The following is a 16,165-nucleotide window of genomic DNA, read 5'->3' as shown; positions in this document are numbered from 1 at the left end:
TTGAGTTCCAGTATGGAATTGTGTTCTCATTTGCCATCACGATACGAATGAGAAGGCGCTATGGCAGGAAATCTCGAGCGTGCGCTCGCAGTGCTGGAATTGCTGGCAAAGAACGGCGGCCGCATGTCGCTGGCCACCATTGCCGATACGCTCAATATTCCGCGCAGCGGTACGCATCGACTGCTGTCGATGCTGATCGACGAAGGCTTCGTGCGGCAGGATAGGGAGCATGGTGAGTACATGCTTGCGCTGAAGCTGGTATCGCTTGCGCTGATCTACCTGTCGACGAGTGGGGTGTTCGACATTTCGCAGCCGGTGCTCGACCGATTGGCCGAGGCGTCCGGCGAACTGGCGCGGCTCGGTGTGGTCGAAGACGATCACATCACCTTCGTCGGCAAGGCACAGGGCGCGAAGTCGGGGCTGCGCTACGACCCCGACATGGGCAGCCAGCCGCCGCTGCATTGCACCGCAAGCGGGCAGGCCTGGCTTGCCACGCTGCCGGACGAACGTGCGCTCGAGCTGGTGTCGAAGCAGGGCGGGCTTGGTGCAAAGGCGCAGAATGTGCCGCGCGCGCCGAAGACGATCCAGCAGTTCTTGAAAGATCTGAAGGGCGCGCGTGAGCGCGGCTACGGAGTCGCGATCGAGACCTACGAGATCGGCATGACGTCGATCGCTGCCGCAGTACGCAATCCGGTCACGAACGAGGTGGTCGGGATCGTCAGCCTGGCCGGCCCGACGAGCCGCCTGCCGGAGTCACGGCTCAAGGAACTTGCGCCGTTGCTGCTTCAGGCGGCGTCGGACATGAGTGCAGCCACGCTGGGTTCTCCACTGTTCAAACGGGCGGGTGCTGCCGGCGTGCCCGCGAAGTTGGCAGCGGACCCGGTGAGTAGGCCGAGAACGTCGACGCGCAAGCGAGGGGCGAAGGATTGATGAGATGAACGGCGGTGTCGAAACGCTCCTTTTCGTAACGAGGGCGACACGACCGACGTGCCGCTGGTCATCCGGGGGCTGTGGTCGCTCTGTTTACGGAGCTGTGGATCGGGCCCCGTCATGACTTCGGCTGAGGCGCTGCGACATCTGAATCCGCGTATGGCACGCATGCCAGCATCGTGGTGGCTCGCCGCGAGCGTCCGGACGCAACCCAGTCCGTAAGGGCGCTGTTAGGTGACATTTTGGCCGGAAACTGCTCGCATCCTTTTGCGGTTAGGGCGTTGCCGTCGATACCAGAACGCGGGGCGCCAAACATGGGCAGGATTGTGGGTAGGCGGCTATCTGCAACTGCGGGAGTCTCACCCGGCGGATCTCCGCGAGCGATACTTGCAGTCGGCTGCCTTCCGCCATAAGGGCTTCGGCCCGTTCTCACTTCTTCCGCCGGCGTCATCCAGATCGCTGATTTAAAAGCGGTTTATGCGTAACGGCCTGCGCGCGACGATCCTTGACGTCCCGCCGGGCTCCCTCACGAAGTGTGAGTAGCATGTGGGTTTGTGGCCAGCGCGAGCAATCGGCGACCGATCAGAACTTGTGCGTGAGCCCGACGATGACGCCGCGCGCGGTCGCGCCCGGCGTGACGTCGACGCCTGAGTACTCCGTGCCGTTCAGTCCATACGCAGCCCGTCTGCGATTGTCGATTAGCCCCGCGGCGACATAGAGAATCGACGATTTCGACAGCAGATACTCGTATGCGAGGCCGAATTGCTGTGCGTTGTTGCCGTTGCCGGTGCGATCGTGCAGATAGCCATACAGCGCGGCGACCTCGTTGGTCGGGTTGATTTGCCACGAGACCGACGCCGACCAGGTCGCCTCGTTCTGGCTGTGGTCGGTTTGCGTTTCGGTGTGATAGACGAGGTAGAAGCGCGCGGCGGCGACCTTCAGCGACGTGGCCGCCGTGAACACGTTCTGCACCGATGTTCCGGCTGCGTTGTCCTGCCGGTCGTAGCCGGCCGCGATGTGCCACGGACCGTTGACGTATTTGACAACCACGTTGTACGACTGCAGGCCGTTCGACGGCGTAGTCGTCGAGTCGCGCATCGCCACGAGAAACTGCGCAGTGAGTCCGTGCCACGCCGGCGTGAACCACGTGATCGCATTGCTCGCGCGCACCGACACGTCGTCGAAGTCGTTCAGCGGCGACGCGATCGACTTCGCAGCCAGCGGATCGATTTCGCCGTCGAGATACTGATATTGCGGCTTCTTCTGCCGGCCGACCCTCAATTCGCCGAAGCGCCCGGACATGCCGACCCATGCGAGGCGATTGAAGGCATCCGCCGAATTCTGCGGTGCGCCGTTGACCGCCGAAAAACCTTGCTCCAGCTGAAAGTTCACCCGGAGCCCGCCGCCGAGGTCTTCGTGTCCAACGAACCCGTAGACGGTCGCGAAGAGCCCGCCCGACGATGCGCGGACAACGTGTCCCGCACCACCGCTCTGATATTCGATGCCGTTATCGACGACGCCATAGAGCGTGACCGACGACTGCGCGTGAGCGGCCTGATACGCGCACGCCGACAGCATGACGACTGCTGCGAGAGAAGTCCTTTTCATTTGTCTCCGTCTGTTTTTTTTCGGCCTGGCTGCGCTTCGCGAACCGGGCAATGCGAGCGTTCGTTGTTGTGTACGGCGGATGATAGAAACCTCGCACGATCCAAGTCTCTGTAGAAACGATGCTTTCGCTGGTACTTTTTTTCGGGGTGCGTTACCGCGCTCGCGAAAAGTGCCAGCGAATCTGCAATTTTTGTAGGGACGGCGCCTTGCCCTGTGCCTATCGTTCTGTCTGCAAGCCGATCGCCGGCGCTGGCATTTCCGCTTCAGCCAACGGCGACGGTCCACCATGCGGAGACGATGTTGATCAGGAAAGTCCCTCTCAAGATTGCAATCGCGGAATATCCGCATACGGCGGCGATCCGTAACGGCTCGATTCCGATCGAAGGCGTGCAGGCCGAATTCGTGACGGTCAAACCGCAGATCGGCGCATTCCGACGGATGGTGCGCGACGTCGAATTCGACGTGTGCGAGCTCGCGCCAACTACTTACCTCATTGCGCGCGCGTTCGGAGCGCCGTTCGTCGCGTTGCCGGTTTTCGTCACGCGTACGTTCCATCATGGCGGGCTGCTCGTGCGCCCGGACGCGAATGTCCGCACGCCGAAGGACCTGGAAGGCAAGAAAGTGGGCGTGCGGGCGTACTCGGTGACGACCGGCGTATGGACCCGGCAGGTCCTGATCGACGAATACGGCGTCGACGTGTCGAAGGTCACGTGGGTCGTCGACGACGAGGAGCATGTGACGCAGTTGAAGCTGCCGCCGAACGTCGTCCACGCGGCAAACGGTACGTCGCTCGCCGACATGATGGCGAGCGGCGAGCTCGCGGCCGGCTTTGCCGCGGCGGCGGGCATCGGCCGCACCGGCAATCCGACCGGCGGCTGGAAGGAGGTGGAGGCGGATTACCCGGAGCTGTTCCCGAACGCACGTGAACTGGAGGCGGACTACTACGCGTGCACCGGCATCTATCCGATGCACGGCACGATCGTCGTGAAGGACTCCGTACTCGGCGAGCACCCGTGGATTGCAAAGTCGCTATATGACGCGTTCGCTCAGGCAAAAAAGGAATGGCTTGCGCGTCTCGATGCGGGCGAAGTCGCCGGTCCGAGCGACAACAAGTACCTGCGTATGCGCGAGATCGTCGGGCACGACCCGCTGCCGTACGGGCTGCACGAAAACGTCAAGACTATCGAGGCGCTCGAAGCGACGGCGTTCAAGCAGGGGCTGACGCCGCGGCGCATGTCGATTGACGAGCTGTTCGTCGACCCGCAAGCGTAACGCACCCCGGAGACCGGCATGGTCTCTTCGGTAAGACGGCAAGGCAGCCGCACCCGGCGCAGATTCGAGCCGGAACGTTGGCAAGTGGTCCGGCGCGCGCATTGCTCATCTCGCCGGACGCGTAGCAATGCAGGGCGAACCATGAAGACAAGGCAGATGGAGACAGCAAAACCAGGGCACCGCAGCGGTTCGAACCATTGGTTCATCCTCGGGCTCCTTGCACTCGGCGTACTGATTTCGTTCGTCGATCGCAGCAGCATTTCGAGCGCATTGGCAGATGCGAGTTTCGTGACGCGATTTTCGCTGACGAGTATCGATCGCGGGTGGATCAATGCAGCGTTCTTCTGGTCCTACGGCCTGTTCCAGGTACCGATGGGCTGGGTAGCCGACCGCTACGGCGTGAAGTGGCCGTATGCAATCTGCTTTGCGCTGTGGTGCATCGCGACTGCGCTCACGGGTGCCGTGTCGACGCTCGCAGGCCTTGTCGTCATGCGGCTCGTGATCGGTGTGGCCGAAGCGATCGTGATTCCGGCGAGCTACCGCTGGATTCGCAATAACTTTGACGAACGCCGCAACGGGCTCGCGGTCGGGCTGCTTGCGATGGGCAATAAGCTCGGGCCGGCGATCGGCGCGCCGGTAGCCGCGTGGGTGATCGTCGCGTGGTCGTGGAAGGCGATGTTCGTCGCGACAGGGTTGCTGGGATTGCTGTGGCTCGCGCCGTGGTTGCTGCTCGTGCGAAACGACCTGCCGAGCCGCGAGTCGCTGAGGCACGCCCGCCGTACGGCGCGCTCGGTATCGCTCGGCAGCGTTCTTGCAAGTCCGGTCGTGTGGGGCGGCATGATCACGAACTTCTGCTACGGCTACTTTACGTTCTATTCCATGACGTGGATGCCCGCGTACCTCGTCGAGCAGCGCGGACTGTCGCTTGCGCAGTCGGGGCTCTACACGTTCTTCAGCTTCGTCGGCATCGCGGTCGTCGCCGCGCTGGCCGGGTGGGCCGCGGATCTCGTAATCGCGCGCGGCGGCAACCCGCTCGTCGTACGCAAGAGCTTCACGATCGCCGGCTTCTGCGGCGGCAGCACCGTACTGCTCGGCGCGTACGCGCATTCGCTCGACATGGCGCTGTTCTGGAACGTGCTGTCGCTGTCGTTGCTCGGCTTCACGACTGCAAACAATCTCGTGCTGTCGCGGCTCACGCTGATTCCGCGCGAAGCGATCGGACTCGTGACCGGCGTGCAGCAGGTCGCGACGAGCCTTGCCGGCGGCGTCGCGGCGAGTCTGTCCGGGTGGCTTCTGCACGTCAGCAACAGCTACGACCTGCCGATGATGGTGATCCTCGTGTTCTTGCTGATCGGCGCAGTGGCGACGCTGACGCTGTTTCGCCCTGAATGGGCGCCGAAGGTCAGCATGGCGCCGCGCCCGTTGCGCGAGGCGTAACCGTCGCCGACCACAGGAATTTTTCCGGATTTCCTTTCGGATAAACGTAACGGCGGGTGATCCCGCGGTATTGGACTGGATATTTCATACATGGCGAAAATCGTATTCGGGATGGCGGTGCCCCATAGCGGCATGCTGGGGCAGGCGCCGGAGGATTGGCTCAAGAACGGCGAACGCGACCGCGCGAACCCTGAATTGTGGTTCCGTAACCGGACATGGACCTATCCCGAACTCGAAGCGCATCGCGGTGCCGCTTTCGAGCCGTATCTGACGCTCGAGGAGCGCCGCGCGCGTGCGGCGCGCTGCCGGGCGGCGCTCGACGCGATGGCCGCTGCGTATCGCGACGCACGCATCGACGTCGCGATCATCCTCGGCAAGGACCAGAAGGAAATCTTCACGCATCAGTCGCCGTCGATTGCGATCTACAGCGGCGCTGAAGTGCATAACGGGCCGCCCCAGCGTGCGGTCTATGCGCCGGATCGGCACGTCACACACCGCTGTCATCCGCAACTCGCCGCCTGGCTCATCGAACGGTTTCAGCGCGAGGGCTTCGACCTCACCGACCTGTTCGCATGGCCCGACAATGTATGGATGAAGCCGTTGCCCGACTATCCCGTGGTACCGCACGCATACAGCTTCGTGTACCACCAGATCATGAGCGACGATCCGCCGCCTCACGTACCGGTGCTGATGAATTGCTTCTATCCGCCGACCCAACCGTCGATGTCGCGCTGTATTGCATTCGGCGACGTGCTGCGCGACGCGCTGAACGCGTGGCCGGAGGACGTGCGGATCGGCATTTTCGCGTCCGGCGGCCTGTCGCATTTCGTGAACGACGAGGAGTTCGACCATCGAATCCTGAAAATGCTCGCCGACTACGACTACGACGGCCTTGCGGCGATCGACAACCGTGCGTATCAGTCCGGCACGTCCGAAATCAAGCTCTATGCGAGCGTGATGAAAGCGATGGAAAAGACCGGCGCCCCGATGACGCTGGTCGACTACGTTCCGTGCTGGCGTACACCGGCCGGCACCGGCGAGGGAATGGGCTTCATGTACTGGCGCGCAGCCGACTGAGCCGCCGGCATTCATGTCGACGAGAGAAACGTCGTTTGCCGGCACTCGCACGTTGCCGGACGATGCAGACCGATGTGATCCTCACTACAAAATGGAGACGGTTACTGTGTGTTCTTCGCTTCAGATAAAACGAAAACCGCTGTCGTTTGCAGCGTTTGCCGTGGCCGCTGCGTTCGTTTCGGCAGCCGGAGCAGCGACCGACGGTTCGAAAGGGGACTTGTTGCTTTACCGCATCGGCCCCACGACGTCGGAACTGTACATCGCGAATGCCGATGGCAGCGACGAACACCGGTTGATCGCGTCCGGCGGCTTCGACTACCACGGCTCGTTTTCGCCGGACGGCAAATGGGTCGTGTTCACGTCGGAGCGCGACGGTCTTGGTCATGCAAGCCTGTATCGCGTGCGGATAGACGGGACCGGCCTGCAGCGTTTGACGGACTGGACCGGTGTGAGCGATGCGGCCGTCTACGACCCGGCCGATCCGGACGTGATTGCATTTGTATCGTCGCGTCGCGATAACGACACCTGGGGCACGACCAACATCTGGACGCTTAACCTGAAGACTGGCGCCTTGCACAACGTGACGGGCGACATCCGCTTCGATCCGGACAAGCCGCATAGCTTCTTCCGGCCGTCGTGGTCGCCGGACGGCAAATGGATCGCGTTTTCTTCCGATCTCGGCACCGAGTGGCGCGGTCACAACTTGCCGGTTGGCTGGGAGCGCACGCAGGAAACGGCCATCTATGAGATTCGTCCGGACGGTACGGGATTCCGACAGATCGCGGCGCGTGCGGGCTACGCCGACGGATCGCCGTCGTGGTCGAACGACGGCAAGCAGATCGTGTTTTATGAAACCCCGGTGGAATCGACCTGGGGTGCGCACCGCCCGGAAGCGATTGGCAAGGTGAGCTCGCAGATCATGCAGGTGGACGTCGCGACCGGCGTGCGCAAGCAGCTGACCGATACGCCGGGATTCAAGGTGTTCCCGCAATATGTTGGCGCGACCGACGTCGCATATCAGGTCAAGAACGGCGCAGCCGAAGGGTTGTATACGACCGCCGGGCAGTCCCGTGCGACGGCGGGCAGCGGTATTCGCTCGCCGCGTTATTCGGCGGACGGCAAGAAGGTTGTCTACGAGAAAGTCGTGTACAGCAAACCGTTCCACCCGAACGGTATGCCGCTATATCGCTTCGATCCGCAATGGAACTATCGCTTCGTCGACGTGTTCCCGCAGTTGTCGCGCGACGGAAAATCGCTCGTGTACACGGAGAAGGCGGTCGGCTCGTCGATCGTCGTCGCGGATACCGACTTCAGTCATGCGCGCCACATCTACGATCCGGCGACGAGCGGTCTGGATCCCAAGCTGGTCGCAATGGGTCTCGCGGGTGCGTTCCAGCCGACGTGGTCGCCGGACAAGCAGTGGGTTGCGTTTGGCGTGGGCAGCTGGTTCTTCACGCGAGCCCATATGCCCGGCCGCATCGCGCGCATCAGGGCCGACGGCAGCATGAAAGGCAAGCCGGAGATCCTGACCGACGGCAAGGAGAACGCGGGCTTCCCGAGCTATTCGCCGGACGGCACGCGCATCGTCTATCGCGTGTGGAGCGAGACCGACAAGGGCCTGCGAATTCTCGATCTGAACACGCGTAAGACGATGGTGCTGACCACCGAGCCCGACAATCTCCCCGGCTGGTCGCCGGACGGCACGAGGATCGTGTTCACGCGCAAGGAGGTGAACCCGAACGACGCGAACAAGTTTCACTTCGACGTGTACACGATCAAGCCGGATGGCACCGACGTGCGCCGCTTGACGCCGCCGGGCGCCAACCAGGCTCACGCGACGTGGACATGGGACGGGCGCATCGCGTACAGCTCGGGCGAGTACGGATTTCGCGACGAGCTGTCGCTGTACGACGACACGTTCCAGCCGGACGGCCAGAACTGGGTGATGAATGCGGACGGTAGCGACCGGCATGCGATTACCGATACGCTGTGGGAAGACTCGATGCCGCTTTATATTCCGAAGCTTTAAAGCGGTTCGTGCTGGGTCTCGGGCACTGCGGGTTCGACGCGCAGTGCCTTTTTTTAGGTTCATCGCAGGAAACCGTGGAGGGTTTAAGAGCGATTGCGTAACCTGACGCCTGACTTTAAGGACGTCAGGAGAGGCAATTGCTCGATCGCAAGGCACTTGAGGCACTGGGCTGCTGGACGGGTTACCGGCTGGAGCGTGTGGAATGGCCGGAAGGCGAAGGCCGTACGCTGTCGCTGTATTTAAAGCCGGTCGGCAAGATCATGTACTGCGAGCAATGTGGGGCACGCTGCCAGCGGATCCAGGAGACGACGGTTCGTCGGGTGCGTGACTTGCCGCTATTCGAATACCGGGTGGTGTTGCATGTGCCTCGTCGCCGGGTCTGGTGCGAACGCTGCGGCGGCCCGCGCCTGGAGAAGCTGGCGTGGCTGGGCCGTTACCAGAGAGTGACGGAGCGCTTCGCCAAGGCTTGCGAGAAACTGCTGCAAGCGGCCAGCGTGCAGGCGGTGGCGGCCTTCTACGATCTGGGCTGGCACACGGTCAAATCGATCGACAAGATGCGCCTGCGGGCGCGCGTGAGCGAGCCCGATTGGTCAACGATCCGCTATCTGGCGATGGACGAGTTCGCGCTGCATAAAGGTCATCGCTACGCCACGGTGGTGGTCGACCCGATCAGCCGGCAAGTACTCTGGATCGGACCGGGACGCTCGCGTGAGACGGCCCGGGCCTTCTTCGAACAGCTTCCCGAAGGCGCGGCCAAGCGTATCGAAGCGGTCGCGATCGACATGACCACGGCCTATGAACTCGAAATCAGGGAACAGTGTCCGCAGGCGGAAATCGTCTTCGACCTGTACCACGTCGTGGCCAAGTACGGCCGCGAAGTGATCGATCGGGTGCGGGTCGATCAGGCCAATCAACTCCGACATGACAAGCCAGCCCGCAAGGTTCTGAAGTCCAGCCGCGGGCTGTTGCTGCGCAACCGCCACAACCTCAAGCCGGATCAGGCCGTGCACCTGAAGGAATTGCTGGCGGCCAATCAGGCGCTGTTATGCGTCTACGTGTTACGTGACGAGCTCAAGCGGCTCTGGTTCTACCGAAAGCCGGCCTGGGCGCAAAAGGCTTGGGAACAATGGTTCGAGCAGGCTCAGCAAAGTGGGATCGCGGCCCTGCAAAAGTTCGCCGAGCGTCTGCAGGGCTACTGGCACGGCATCGTGACTCGCTGCCGCCATCCACTCAATACCAGCATCGTTGAAGGCATCAACAACACCATCAAGGTCATCAAGCGTCGAGCTTACGGGTACCGCGACGACGAATACTTCTTCCTCAAGATTCGCGCCGCGTTCCCCGGTAATCCTCGATGAACCTTTTTTATTGGCGTTGCCATATTGGTCGGAAATCGAGCGACAAGAGCATTTGAATACGCTGCTGCGCGTCGTTGTGCCGATATGGGCGGTCAGGCTCGACTCAATTACGGAGTCAACGTCGCCCGCAATCGTTCGATTCTGGCGGTCGGCGGTCCGGTCCGCCCGACGTGCCCAACGGAGCGGCCAGCGGCAAAGACCTTGATGAGGTCTACGCTCGCAAGGTCATGTCGGAGAAGCGCGTCACGCTGTCGTAACAAGGACGCAATTGCCGATGCAGGCAGCGGCGTCCGGGGCTGCCCGGCGAAAGCAACGTCGCAATCGGCGATTCGGTGTCCGGCGCGATCCGGGGCATCGACGTAGAACGCGGCCGGCAATCGTCGGCAGGCGACGTGGCAGCGCTTCAGAACTTGTGCACGACTCCGAAAATCGCACCGCGTGCATTCGATCCCGGCGCAACCGTCACGCCTGCATAGGCAGTGCCGTTCAGCGCGAACGCGGCCTTGTTGCGATTGTCGATGAATGCGGCCGACACATACAGCGTGGTCCGCTTCGACAGGTAATGCTCGTAAGTCATGCCGACTTGCTGGGCATTGTTGCCGTTGCCCGTGCGGTCATGAACGTAACCGTACATCAGCACGAGCTGATCGGCCGGGCCGAACAGCCAGGAGCCCGAGGCTTCGTACGAGTCGCGCTTCACGCTGTTGTCCGTCTGCTTCTCGGTGTGGTATGCGCCGAAAAGCCGGGCGTTGCCGATGCCGTACGACACACCGGCGTTGAACACCTTCAGCGTCGATGTTCCTGACGCGTTCTGCGCCTGCTCGTATCCGGCGGCAATGCGAAACGGACCATTCTCATAGCGCGCAGCCGCGTTATAGAACTGGATACCGTTGGTCGGCTTCGTCGTCGAATCACGCATCGCCACCATGAACTGCGCGGTCAGCCCGTGAAAGTTCGGCGTGAAATACGCGATCGCGTTGCTGACGCGAATCGTCAGGCTGTTGAAATTGAGCATCGGCGAGCCCATGCTCATCACCGCAACGGGATCGAGCTCCGGATTCAGGAAGATGTATTGCGGCGTGTTTTGCAAGCCGAAGCGTAGTTCGCCGAATCCGCCGGATAGTCCGATCCATGCCTGGCGATTGAAAGCCGCGGTTCCGTTCGCGGCGGCGCCTGACACGCCGGAAAATCCCTGCTCGAGCTGAAAGTTCACATGCAAGCCGCCACCGATGCCTTCGCTGCCTTTGAACCCGTACCGGCTCGCGAACAGGCCGCCGGAGGTCATCCGTGCGACGGCGCCGTTGCCGCCGTTCTGGTATTCGATCGCGTCATCGATGACGCCATACAGCGTCACTGACGACTGGGCAAGGACAGGCTGCATCAGTGCAGCCGACATCGCGCCGGCTAAAGCGACAAGAGGTTTGCGCATCGTGCGTTCCATGTTGTTCATCGAGGCGGATAACCGCGTCTGCACGCGGTTGCACGCGAATCAGAAATGAAGTTCCGCGACGAACATCGGCACCGATGTCTGCGTGGTCCCCGGTTGTTCCGAAGCCGGCGTGCCGTACATGTTGTGCCAGTACTCGTAGCCGATGCCCGCATAGATCGTGCGCGGATGGCCGACGAACGATCCGACGTCCGCCATGAGATAAGCGCGCGTGAGAAACTCGGTGGTCGTGCGCACGCCGAAGCCATCTTTCCCCTTCGGCCCCGTCACGCTCGCGAAGCCTTTGAACACCAGCGGGACCGGGCCGAGACGGAACGGATAAAGCCACGAACTCTCGAAGTGCACGGCCGGGTTGAAGTGAACGTCGACGTTCGTAATGCCGTCGTGGTTGCTCTCGGTGCGCACGCCAAGCGTCATATTCCAGAAGCCGCGCGGAATCGCGAATTCGATGGTCGCGCCGGCCACGAACATCCGGGCCCGTTCCGCGTAGGCGTCGTTCTTCGTACCGAACTCGTAGCCGAGCGTCACTCCGACGTCGCGGACGAATCCGTACGAAAACTGCCGGTTGAAAATCCTGCTGGCACTGAGCGACACGCGGCCGACGCTATAGACTTCCTGCGCACCGCCGGACCCGGGCGTCGGGTAGCCGTACTGATTCGTCGGGCCCGCCTCTGGGTTGGCCATGTTCGACACGAGGTAGTCGACGTTGAACGCATAACTGCCGTACCGGAATCCACCGGTCGTCGTGAGGAAGCCGATGTTCTGCGTGACCTTCGCCGGTGCGCCTGTCGCCGTTCGCACGCCCGGGTAGTAGAAATTGGTGCCGACGCGGTAACCGATATACGTATCGTTCCATGAGGTCGGCGCACTGACCTGCGCGGGCGGCGACAGCGGTGCAGTCAGCGTGCTCGCCTGCGACAGCGTGACGGGCGTCGCGGACTGTGCCGCTGGGTCGGCTGGCGCTGGTCTTTCGGCCTGCGCAAGCCGTGCGGCGTCGCTCGCTGCGTCGAGGCCCGGTGGTGTTTCGGCTGCATGCGCCGGACCGGCGATACCGCCGAGCACGGCGATGCCGAGCAGCCGCGCGCGGATAGCGGTGGATTTTTTCATGTCTCCTTCCACATTTCGTTGATATGCAGGAAGCGGTCGATTCACGACTCTGAATTTTTCGTAACACGGTGACGGCGCTCGACGATGTCGACGCGCAGGATGGTCGCCGTGGACCGCAATGTATGCGATGCCGGTTTGAATGCCTTTACACAAAAGTTAGATTCGCTGGCACTTTTCTCCGGTATCCGCGTCCGGGTAAATATCAGGTCGCACATGCGCGGAATGTGTGAAACGATTGGCCGTTTTCTGGTCGAACGTTCGAAGTCGCGCGATGAAAGATCAGCATCACAAGCACAGCAGTAGCGCAAGGCAGACCACGGTGCCGAGGGTCCGGCTCTATGTGGAACGCCCCGAGGACGAGAACTGGTTCGTGCACGTGGGCCACGTGACCGAGCGCGGCCGCTGGCGCACCGAGCCGCATGCGCACCCGGCGTATGGACAGGTGATTTTCGTGTTGCGCGGGCGCGGCGTGATGAACCTGGAAGGAAGCAGCGTGCCATTCGAAGGGCCGTGCGCGCTGCTGTTGCCGACGGAGTGCGTGCACGGTCTGGACTATGAAGTGGACGTGGACCGCTGGGTAGTCACGATCGACGACGCGTATCTCCGCCAGATCAACGCGGAGCTGCGCGAATTCTGCACGCTGTGGTCGGCGCCCCGTCTGATTCCGCTCGCCGGTTCTACGCAAACCGGCATCGAGTTGTATCGGTTGATCGGCGATCTGAAGCGGGAAGCCGAATCGCATGCGGTAGGACACATCGCCGGCACGCGCGCGCTGCTGACGATGCTGCTGCTGTTGCTCGTCAGGGAAGCGCAGCTCGATCAGCGGGTCGCCGACGGTGAAACGCGCAACGACTTTCGCGTTGTCGACCGTTTTCGCAAGCTGATCGATCAGCACTATCAATCGAACCTCTCGCTGCAGGACTATGCATCGATGATGGCGATCTCGCCGGTCCAGCTGCGCGCCGCATGCGCGTCGGCGGTCGCGCAAAGCCCGACGAAGATGATTCGCGCGCGCATCGTGACCGAAGCGAAGCGCAAACTGATTTTCGGCGACATGTCGGTCGAACAGATCGCGTTCGATCTCGGCTTTGCCGATGCCGCGTACTTCACGCGCTTCTTTCGCCGCGAAGTGGGGCAAACGCCGAGCCAGTTTCGTGTGAGCGCCCGCCAGCAGGCGGAAGGCACATTGCCGCAATAAGTCGCGGGCGGCCGGCAGCCGGATGCCGAAAGTCCAGGCGAATCCACGCTTTGTACCGGGACGGCCGCGCGCATCGCGGATAGGCTGCAACCATCGTGCTGGCGGACCGAATCGCGGTCGGCTGCCGGCCGGATGGAGGAGCTCGAAAAAGATGATTCGACGAATTCTTGCGGTCCGCTGGACGGGGCGTGCGGTGACGGCGGTATCGTTGCTGTTCGCCGGCGCGTTCGCGATCGGCTCGTACGCGCACGCTGCGTCGCCGGGCGGCCGCACGCAACTGGTTTATGTGGGAACCCAACAGGCCCGGATTTACGCGCTGCGCTTCGACCCGTCGACGGGTTCACTGGCCGCGATCGGCCCGGTCGCGAAAGGGATCAACGCAACCTGGGTGGAGAGCGACCCGCGAAGACCGGTGATCTACGCGGTCGACGACGACAAGTCGCGGGAAGGAAGCGTTACCGCGTACGCCGCGGACCGGGAAACAGGGGCGTTGACCGAACTGAACCGCGTCGATTCGGCAGGGCGCGGGACGACCCATCTTTCGCTCGACATGCGGTCGCGGACGTTGCTGGCCGCGAGCTACGACAGCGGCACCGTGTCGAGCATCACGCTCGAACCGGATGGCAGTCTTGGCGCGCGCGCGTCGACCGTGCGCGACGTGGGCTCCGGTCCGAATGTGCGCCGGCAGGCCAGCGCGCATGCACACAATGCAGTCGTGGATCCGTCCGGCCGGTACGTGCTCGTTCCCGATCTCGGCGCTGACCGCGTGTTCGTGTACGGGTTCGATGCGGCGACGCGCGCACTGCTGCCGGACGATGCCGACCCGCCGCGTACGTTCTCGGCGCCGGCCGGCAGCGGGCCGCGTCATCTCGTATTCGGCCCCGACGGTCGGTTCGCGTACCTGATCACCGAACTGAGCGGCGAAATTTTCGTGCTGCGCTGGGAGGCCGCGCAAGGACGCCTCGCGGCGGTGCAGACGGTGCCGCTCGGCAGCGCTTCATTCGGCGGCACGAAGAGCGGAGCAGAGGTCGTGATCAGCGGCGACGGACGCTTCGTCTACGCACAGGACAGGGCAGAGGACACGCTCGTCGTCTACCGCGTCGATCGCGATTCCGGCGAGCTCAGCGAGCTGCAGCGTATTGCGAGCGGCGGCGCGCGGCCTTGGGGCATGACGCTCGATCCGTCGGGCCGCTGGTTGTTCGTCGCGAATCAGCACAGCGGAAACGTTGCCGTGTTCAGCGTCGATCCGGCTTCCGGCAAACTCGCCGCGACCGGGGCGACAGCGGAGGTGCCGACGGCAGTCAGCGTCGCGTTCGTCAAATGAGTCCGTAACAACGTCCAGGCACGCTCCGAGCGCAGGTCAGTCTCCGTACAGGGGAAAAAAACGGGCAAAGAGCCCGGCTGCTAACGCGTTAACCAATTGCTCCACCGGGACGCCGCATTTCTCAATGGCGTCGCCGTGGCGCATGGGCAAAACTTTCATCGCGTTACAAACAAAAAACGGGTTCCCCGACCCTTCAGGAGACAGCAATAATCATGGGACACAGGACCGCAACATTCGCGTGCGCGGCGTTGACCTGTATTGCGCCCACGCTGGCGCATGCCGGAGACGAAGCCGCGGCCGACAGCCGATTCGCCGGGACCAGTGCGGTGACGATGTACGGACTGATCGACCAGGGCCTCGAGTACGTCAACAACGTGGCGCAAGGCAAAAACGGCACTACCCACGTTTTCCGCATGGGCGACGGCACTGCGACGTCCTACTTCGGCATTCGCGGCACGGAAGATCTGGGCGGCGGTACCAAGGCCATTTTCGATTTGCAGGGCGGCTTCATGCCGAGCAACGGAAGCTCGAGGCAGGGCGGACGGCTGTTCGGGCGGCAATCGTACGTGGGCCTCGACGGAAGATTCGGTCGCATCACTTTCGGCCGTCAGTACACGATGCGCTTTTATGCGATTTCCTTCATCAATCCGTTCGGCACGGGCGCTCAAGGCTTGACCACGCTCGATAACGGAATCGCAAACGCCCGGGCGGACAACTCGATCAGCTACCGCTTTTTTTACGGCCCGTTCGAAACGGGCGTGAACTACAGCTTCGGTCGCGATGCGGTGAACGGCAATCCCGCCACGGCCGCCGCTGCCAATTGCCCCGGACAAACGACACCGTCGAACGAATGCCGCGAATACTCCGTGATGGCCAAATACGATGGAGGGTTCTGGGGGCTGGCGACTTCGTACGAGCGGAATTATGGCGGCACGTCCGGGACTTTCGGCGGGCTCACGTCGCCGAAGCTCACGGATAGCCGTTTCTCCCTGGGAGGCTACTTCAAGCTCTCCAGGGCCAAGGTTGGCGTGGGCTGGATCAGGCGCGACGACGAGGGCCTCGCCACGCCAAAGAGCAACTTGCTCTGGGTGACGGGCACGGTGCCGGTGACGCCTTTCCTGCATGTGGACGGCATGGTCGCGCAGCTGAAATACGATCACTCGCGCAACAAGGCGCTGGTGTTGGTGTTGCGCGGCGAATACCTGCTGTCGAAGCGCACGCTCGTTTATGTGACGGCCGAACGCATTCACAACTACGGCAATCTCGCGCTCGCGGCGACGACCATTACGGCCGTGCCGACGCCGCCCGCGGGCAGTTCGCAGCTGTCGGTCATCACCGGTATCCGGCATACGTTCTGACGTGAACGCCGCGTAACGTG

Annotated in this window: 13 protein-coding genes; 10 read left to right on the top strand and 3 right to left on the bottom strand. The window is 62.6% G+C overall.

The genetic code is table 11. From position 1 onward, the window contains the following. Positions 1-60: 60 nt before the first annotated feature. Positions 61-930 carry an IclR family transcriptional regulator gene (locus BCR55_RS18035; protein ID WP_059842790.1) on the top strand — a complete coding sequence of 290 codons (870 nt, stop codon included), beginning with the start codon at positions 61-63 and terminating at the stop codon, positions 928-930. Between the two features lie 582 nt (positions 931-1,512). On the opposite strand, the gene BCR55_RS18030 is transcribed toward BCR55_RS18035, so the two are convergent. Beyond that, positions 1,513-2,538, bottom strand: a complete 1,026-nt coding sequence (locus BCR55_RS18030; RefSeq protein ID WP_065495257.1) for a porin — start codon at positions 2,536-2,538, stop codon at positions 1,513-1,515. 297 nt (positions 2,539-2,835) lie between these two features. Here BCR55_RS18030 and BCR55_RS18025 point away from each other — a divergent pair, with 297 nt between their 5' ends. The 5 genes from BCR55_RS18025 to BCR55_RS18005 all read left to right on the top strand — a co-directional run bounded on the left by BCR55_RS18025 (position 2,836) and on the right by BCR55_RS18005 (position 9,711). Further along, on the top strand, positions 2,836-3,810 hold the full coding sequence (locus BCR55_RS18025) for an ABC transporter substrate-binding protein (protein ID WP_006403964.1): 975 nt from the start codon (positions 2,836-2,838) through the stop codon (positions 3,808-3,810). Between the two features lie 141 nt (positions 3,811-3,951). Beyond that, the gene (locus BCR55_RS18020; RefSeq protein WP_006403963.1) at positions 3,952-5,247 is read left to right on the top strand and encodes an MFS transporter; all 1,296 of its coding nucleotides are present in this window, start codon (positions 3,952-3,954) and stop codon (positions 5,245-5,247) included. 90 nt (positions 5,248-5,337) lie between these two features. Continuing rightward, positions 5,338-6,324 (top strand): protocatechuate 4,5-dioxygenase subunit beta, encoded by a 987-nt coding sequence (locus BCR55_RS18015; RefSeq protein WP_006399668.1) that lies wholly within the window; start codon positions 5,338-5,340, stop codon positions 6,322-6,324. A gap of 217 nt (positions 6,325-6,541) precedes the next feature. After that, the gene (locus tag BCR55_RS18010) at positions 6,542-8,353 is read left to right on the top strand and encodes a hypothetical protein (RefSeq protein ID WP_244104605.1); all 1,812 of its coding nucleotides are present in this window, start codon (positions 6,542-6,544) and stop codon (positions 8,351-8,353) included. 137 nt (positions 8,354-8,490) lie between these two features. Next, positions 8,491-9,711, top strand: a complete 1,221-nt coding sequence (locus BCR55_RS18005) for an ISL3 family transposase (RefSeq protein ID WP_065495255.1) — start codon at positions 8,491-8,493, stop codon at positions 9,709-9,711. Between the two features lie 403 nt (positions 9,712-10,114). Here BCR55_RS18005 and BCR55_RS18000 read toward each other — a convergent pair whose 3' ends face one another. Together BCR55_RS18000 and BCR55_RS17995 are read right to left on the bottom strand one after the other, a co-directional pair. Then, entirely contained in the window at positions 10,115-11,152 is a 1,038-nt protein-coding gene (locus BCR55_RS18000; protein ID WP_236860423.1) for a porin, read from the bottom strand. A gap of 48 nt (positions 11,153-11,200) precedes the next feature. Next, complete coding sequence (locus BCR55_RS17995; RefSeq protein WP_223852653.1) at positions 11,201-12,265, bottom strand: hypothetical protein; 1,065 nt, start codon at positions 12,263-12,265, stop codon at positions 11,201-11,203. A 108-nt stretch (positions 12,266-12,373) separates the two neighbouring features. Here BCR55_RS17995 and BCR55_RS33275 point away from each other — a divergent pair, with 108 nt between their 5' ends. The 4 genes from BCR55_RS33275 (at position 12,374) to BCR55_RS17980 (ending at position 16,145) form a co-directional block, all read left to right on the top strand. Then, positions 12,374-12,568 (top strand): hypothetical protein, encoded by a 195-nt coding sequence (locus BCR55_RS33275; protein WP_176748742.1) that lies wholly within the window; start codon positions 12,374-12,376, stop codon positions 12,566-12,568. 16 nt (positions 12,569-12,584) lie between these two features. Then, positions 12,585-13,463: a helix-turn-helix domain-containing protein gene (locus BCR55_RS17990; RefSeq protein WP_226823151.1), complete on the top strand. Its 879-nt coding sequence runs from the start codon at positions 12,585-12,587 to the stop codon at positions 13,461-13,463. 151 nt (positions 13,464-13,614) lie between these two features. Further along, positions 13,615-14,787 carry a lactonase family protein gene (locus tag BCR55_RS17985; RefSeq protein WP_065495251.1) on the top strand — a complete coding sequence of 391 codons (1,173 nt, stop codon included), beginning with the start codon at positions 13,615-13,617 and terminating at the stop codon, positions 14,785-14,787. A gap of 212 nt (positions 14,788-14,999) precedes the next feature. Further along, positions 15,000-16,145: a porin gene (locus BCR55_RS17980; RefSeq protein WP_006403955.1), complete on the top strand. Its 1,146-nt coding sequence runs from the start codon at positions 15,000-15,002 to the stop codon at positions 16,143-16,145. Positions 16,146-16,165: the final 20 nt, after the last annotated feature.

The organism is Burkholderia sp. CCA53, from assembly GCF_001685525.1.
In the GTDB taxonomy this organism is placed as follows: domain Bacteria; phylum Pseudomonadota; class Gammaproteobacteria; order Burkholderiales; family Burkholderiaceae; genus Burkholderia; species Burkholderia multivorans.
Note: the sequence above shows the minus strand (reverse complement) of the source record. Positions and strands in the feature narration are given on the sequence as shown.

Excerpts from the sequence above, each read along its gene's own strand:
- BCR55_RS18035 (WP_059842790.1), top strand. The coding sequence starts at position 61 with ATGGCAGGAAATCTCGAGCGTGCGCTCGCAGTGCTGGAATTGCTGGCA.
- BCR55_RS18030 (WP_065495257.1), bottom strand. The coding sequence starts at position 2,538 with ATGAAAAGGACTTCTCTCGCAGCAGTCGTCATGCTGTCGGCGTGCGCG.
- BCR55_RS18020 (WP_006403963.1), top strand. The coding sequence starts at position 3,952 with ATGAAGACAAGGCAGATGGAGACAGCAAAACCAGGGCACCGCAGCGGT.
- BCR55_RS18025 (WP_006403964.1), top strand. The coding sequence starts at position 2,836 with ATGTTGATCAGGAAAGTCCCTCTCAAGATTGCAATCGCGGAATATCCG.
- BCR55_RS18015 (WP_006399668.1), top strand. The coding sequence starts at position 5,338 with ATGGCGAAAATCGTATTCGGGATGGCGGTGCCCCATAGCGGCATGCTG.
- BCR55_RS18000 (WP_236860423.1), bottom strand. The coding sequence starts at position 11,152 with ATGGAACGCACGATGCGCAAACCTCTTGTCGCTTTAGCCGGCGCGATG.
- BCR55_RS17985 (WP_065495251.1), top strand. The coding sequence starts at position 13,615 with ATGATTCGACGAATTCTTGCGGTCCGCTGGACGGGGCGTGCGGTGACG.
- BCR55_RS17980 (WP_006403955.1), top strand. The coding sequence starts at position 15,000 with ATGGGACACAGGACCGCAACATTCGCGTGCGCGGCGTTGACCTGTATT.
- BCR55_RS17995 (WP_223852653.1), bottom strand. The coding sequence starts at position 12,265 with ATGAAAAAATCCACCGCTATCCGCGCGCGGCTGCTCGGCATCGCCGTG.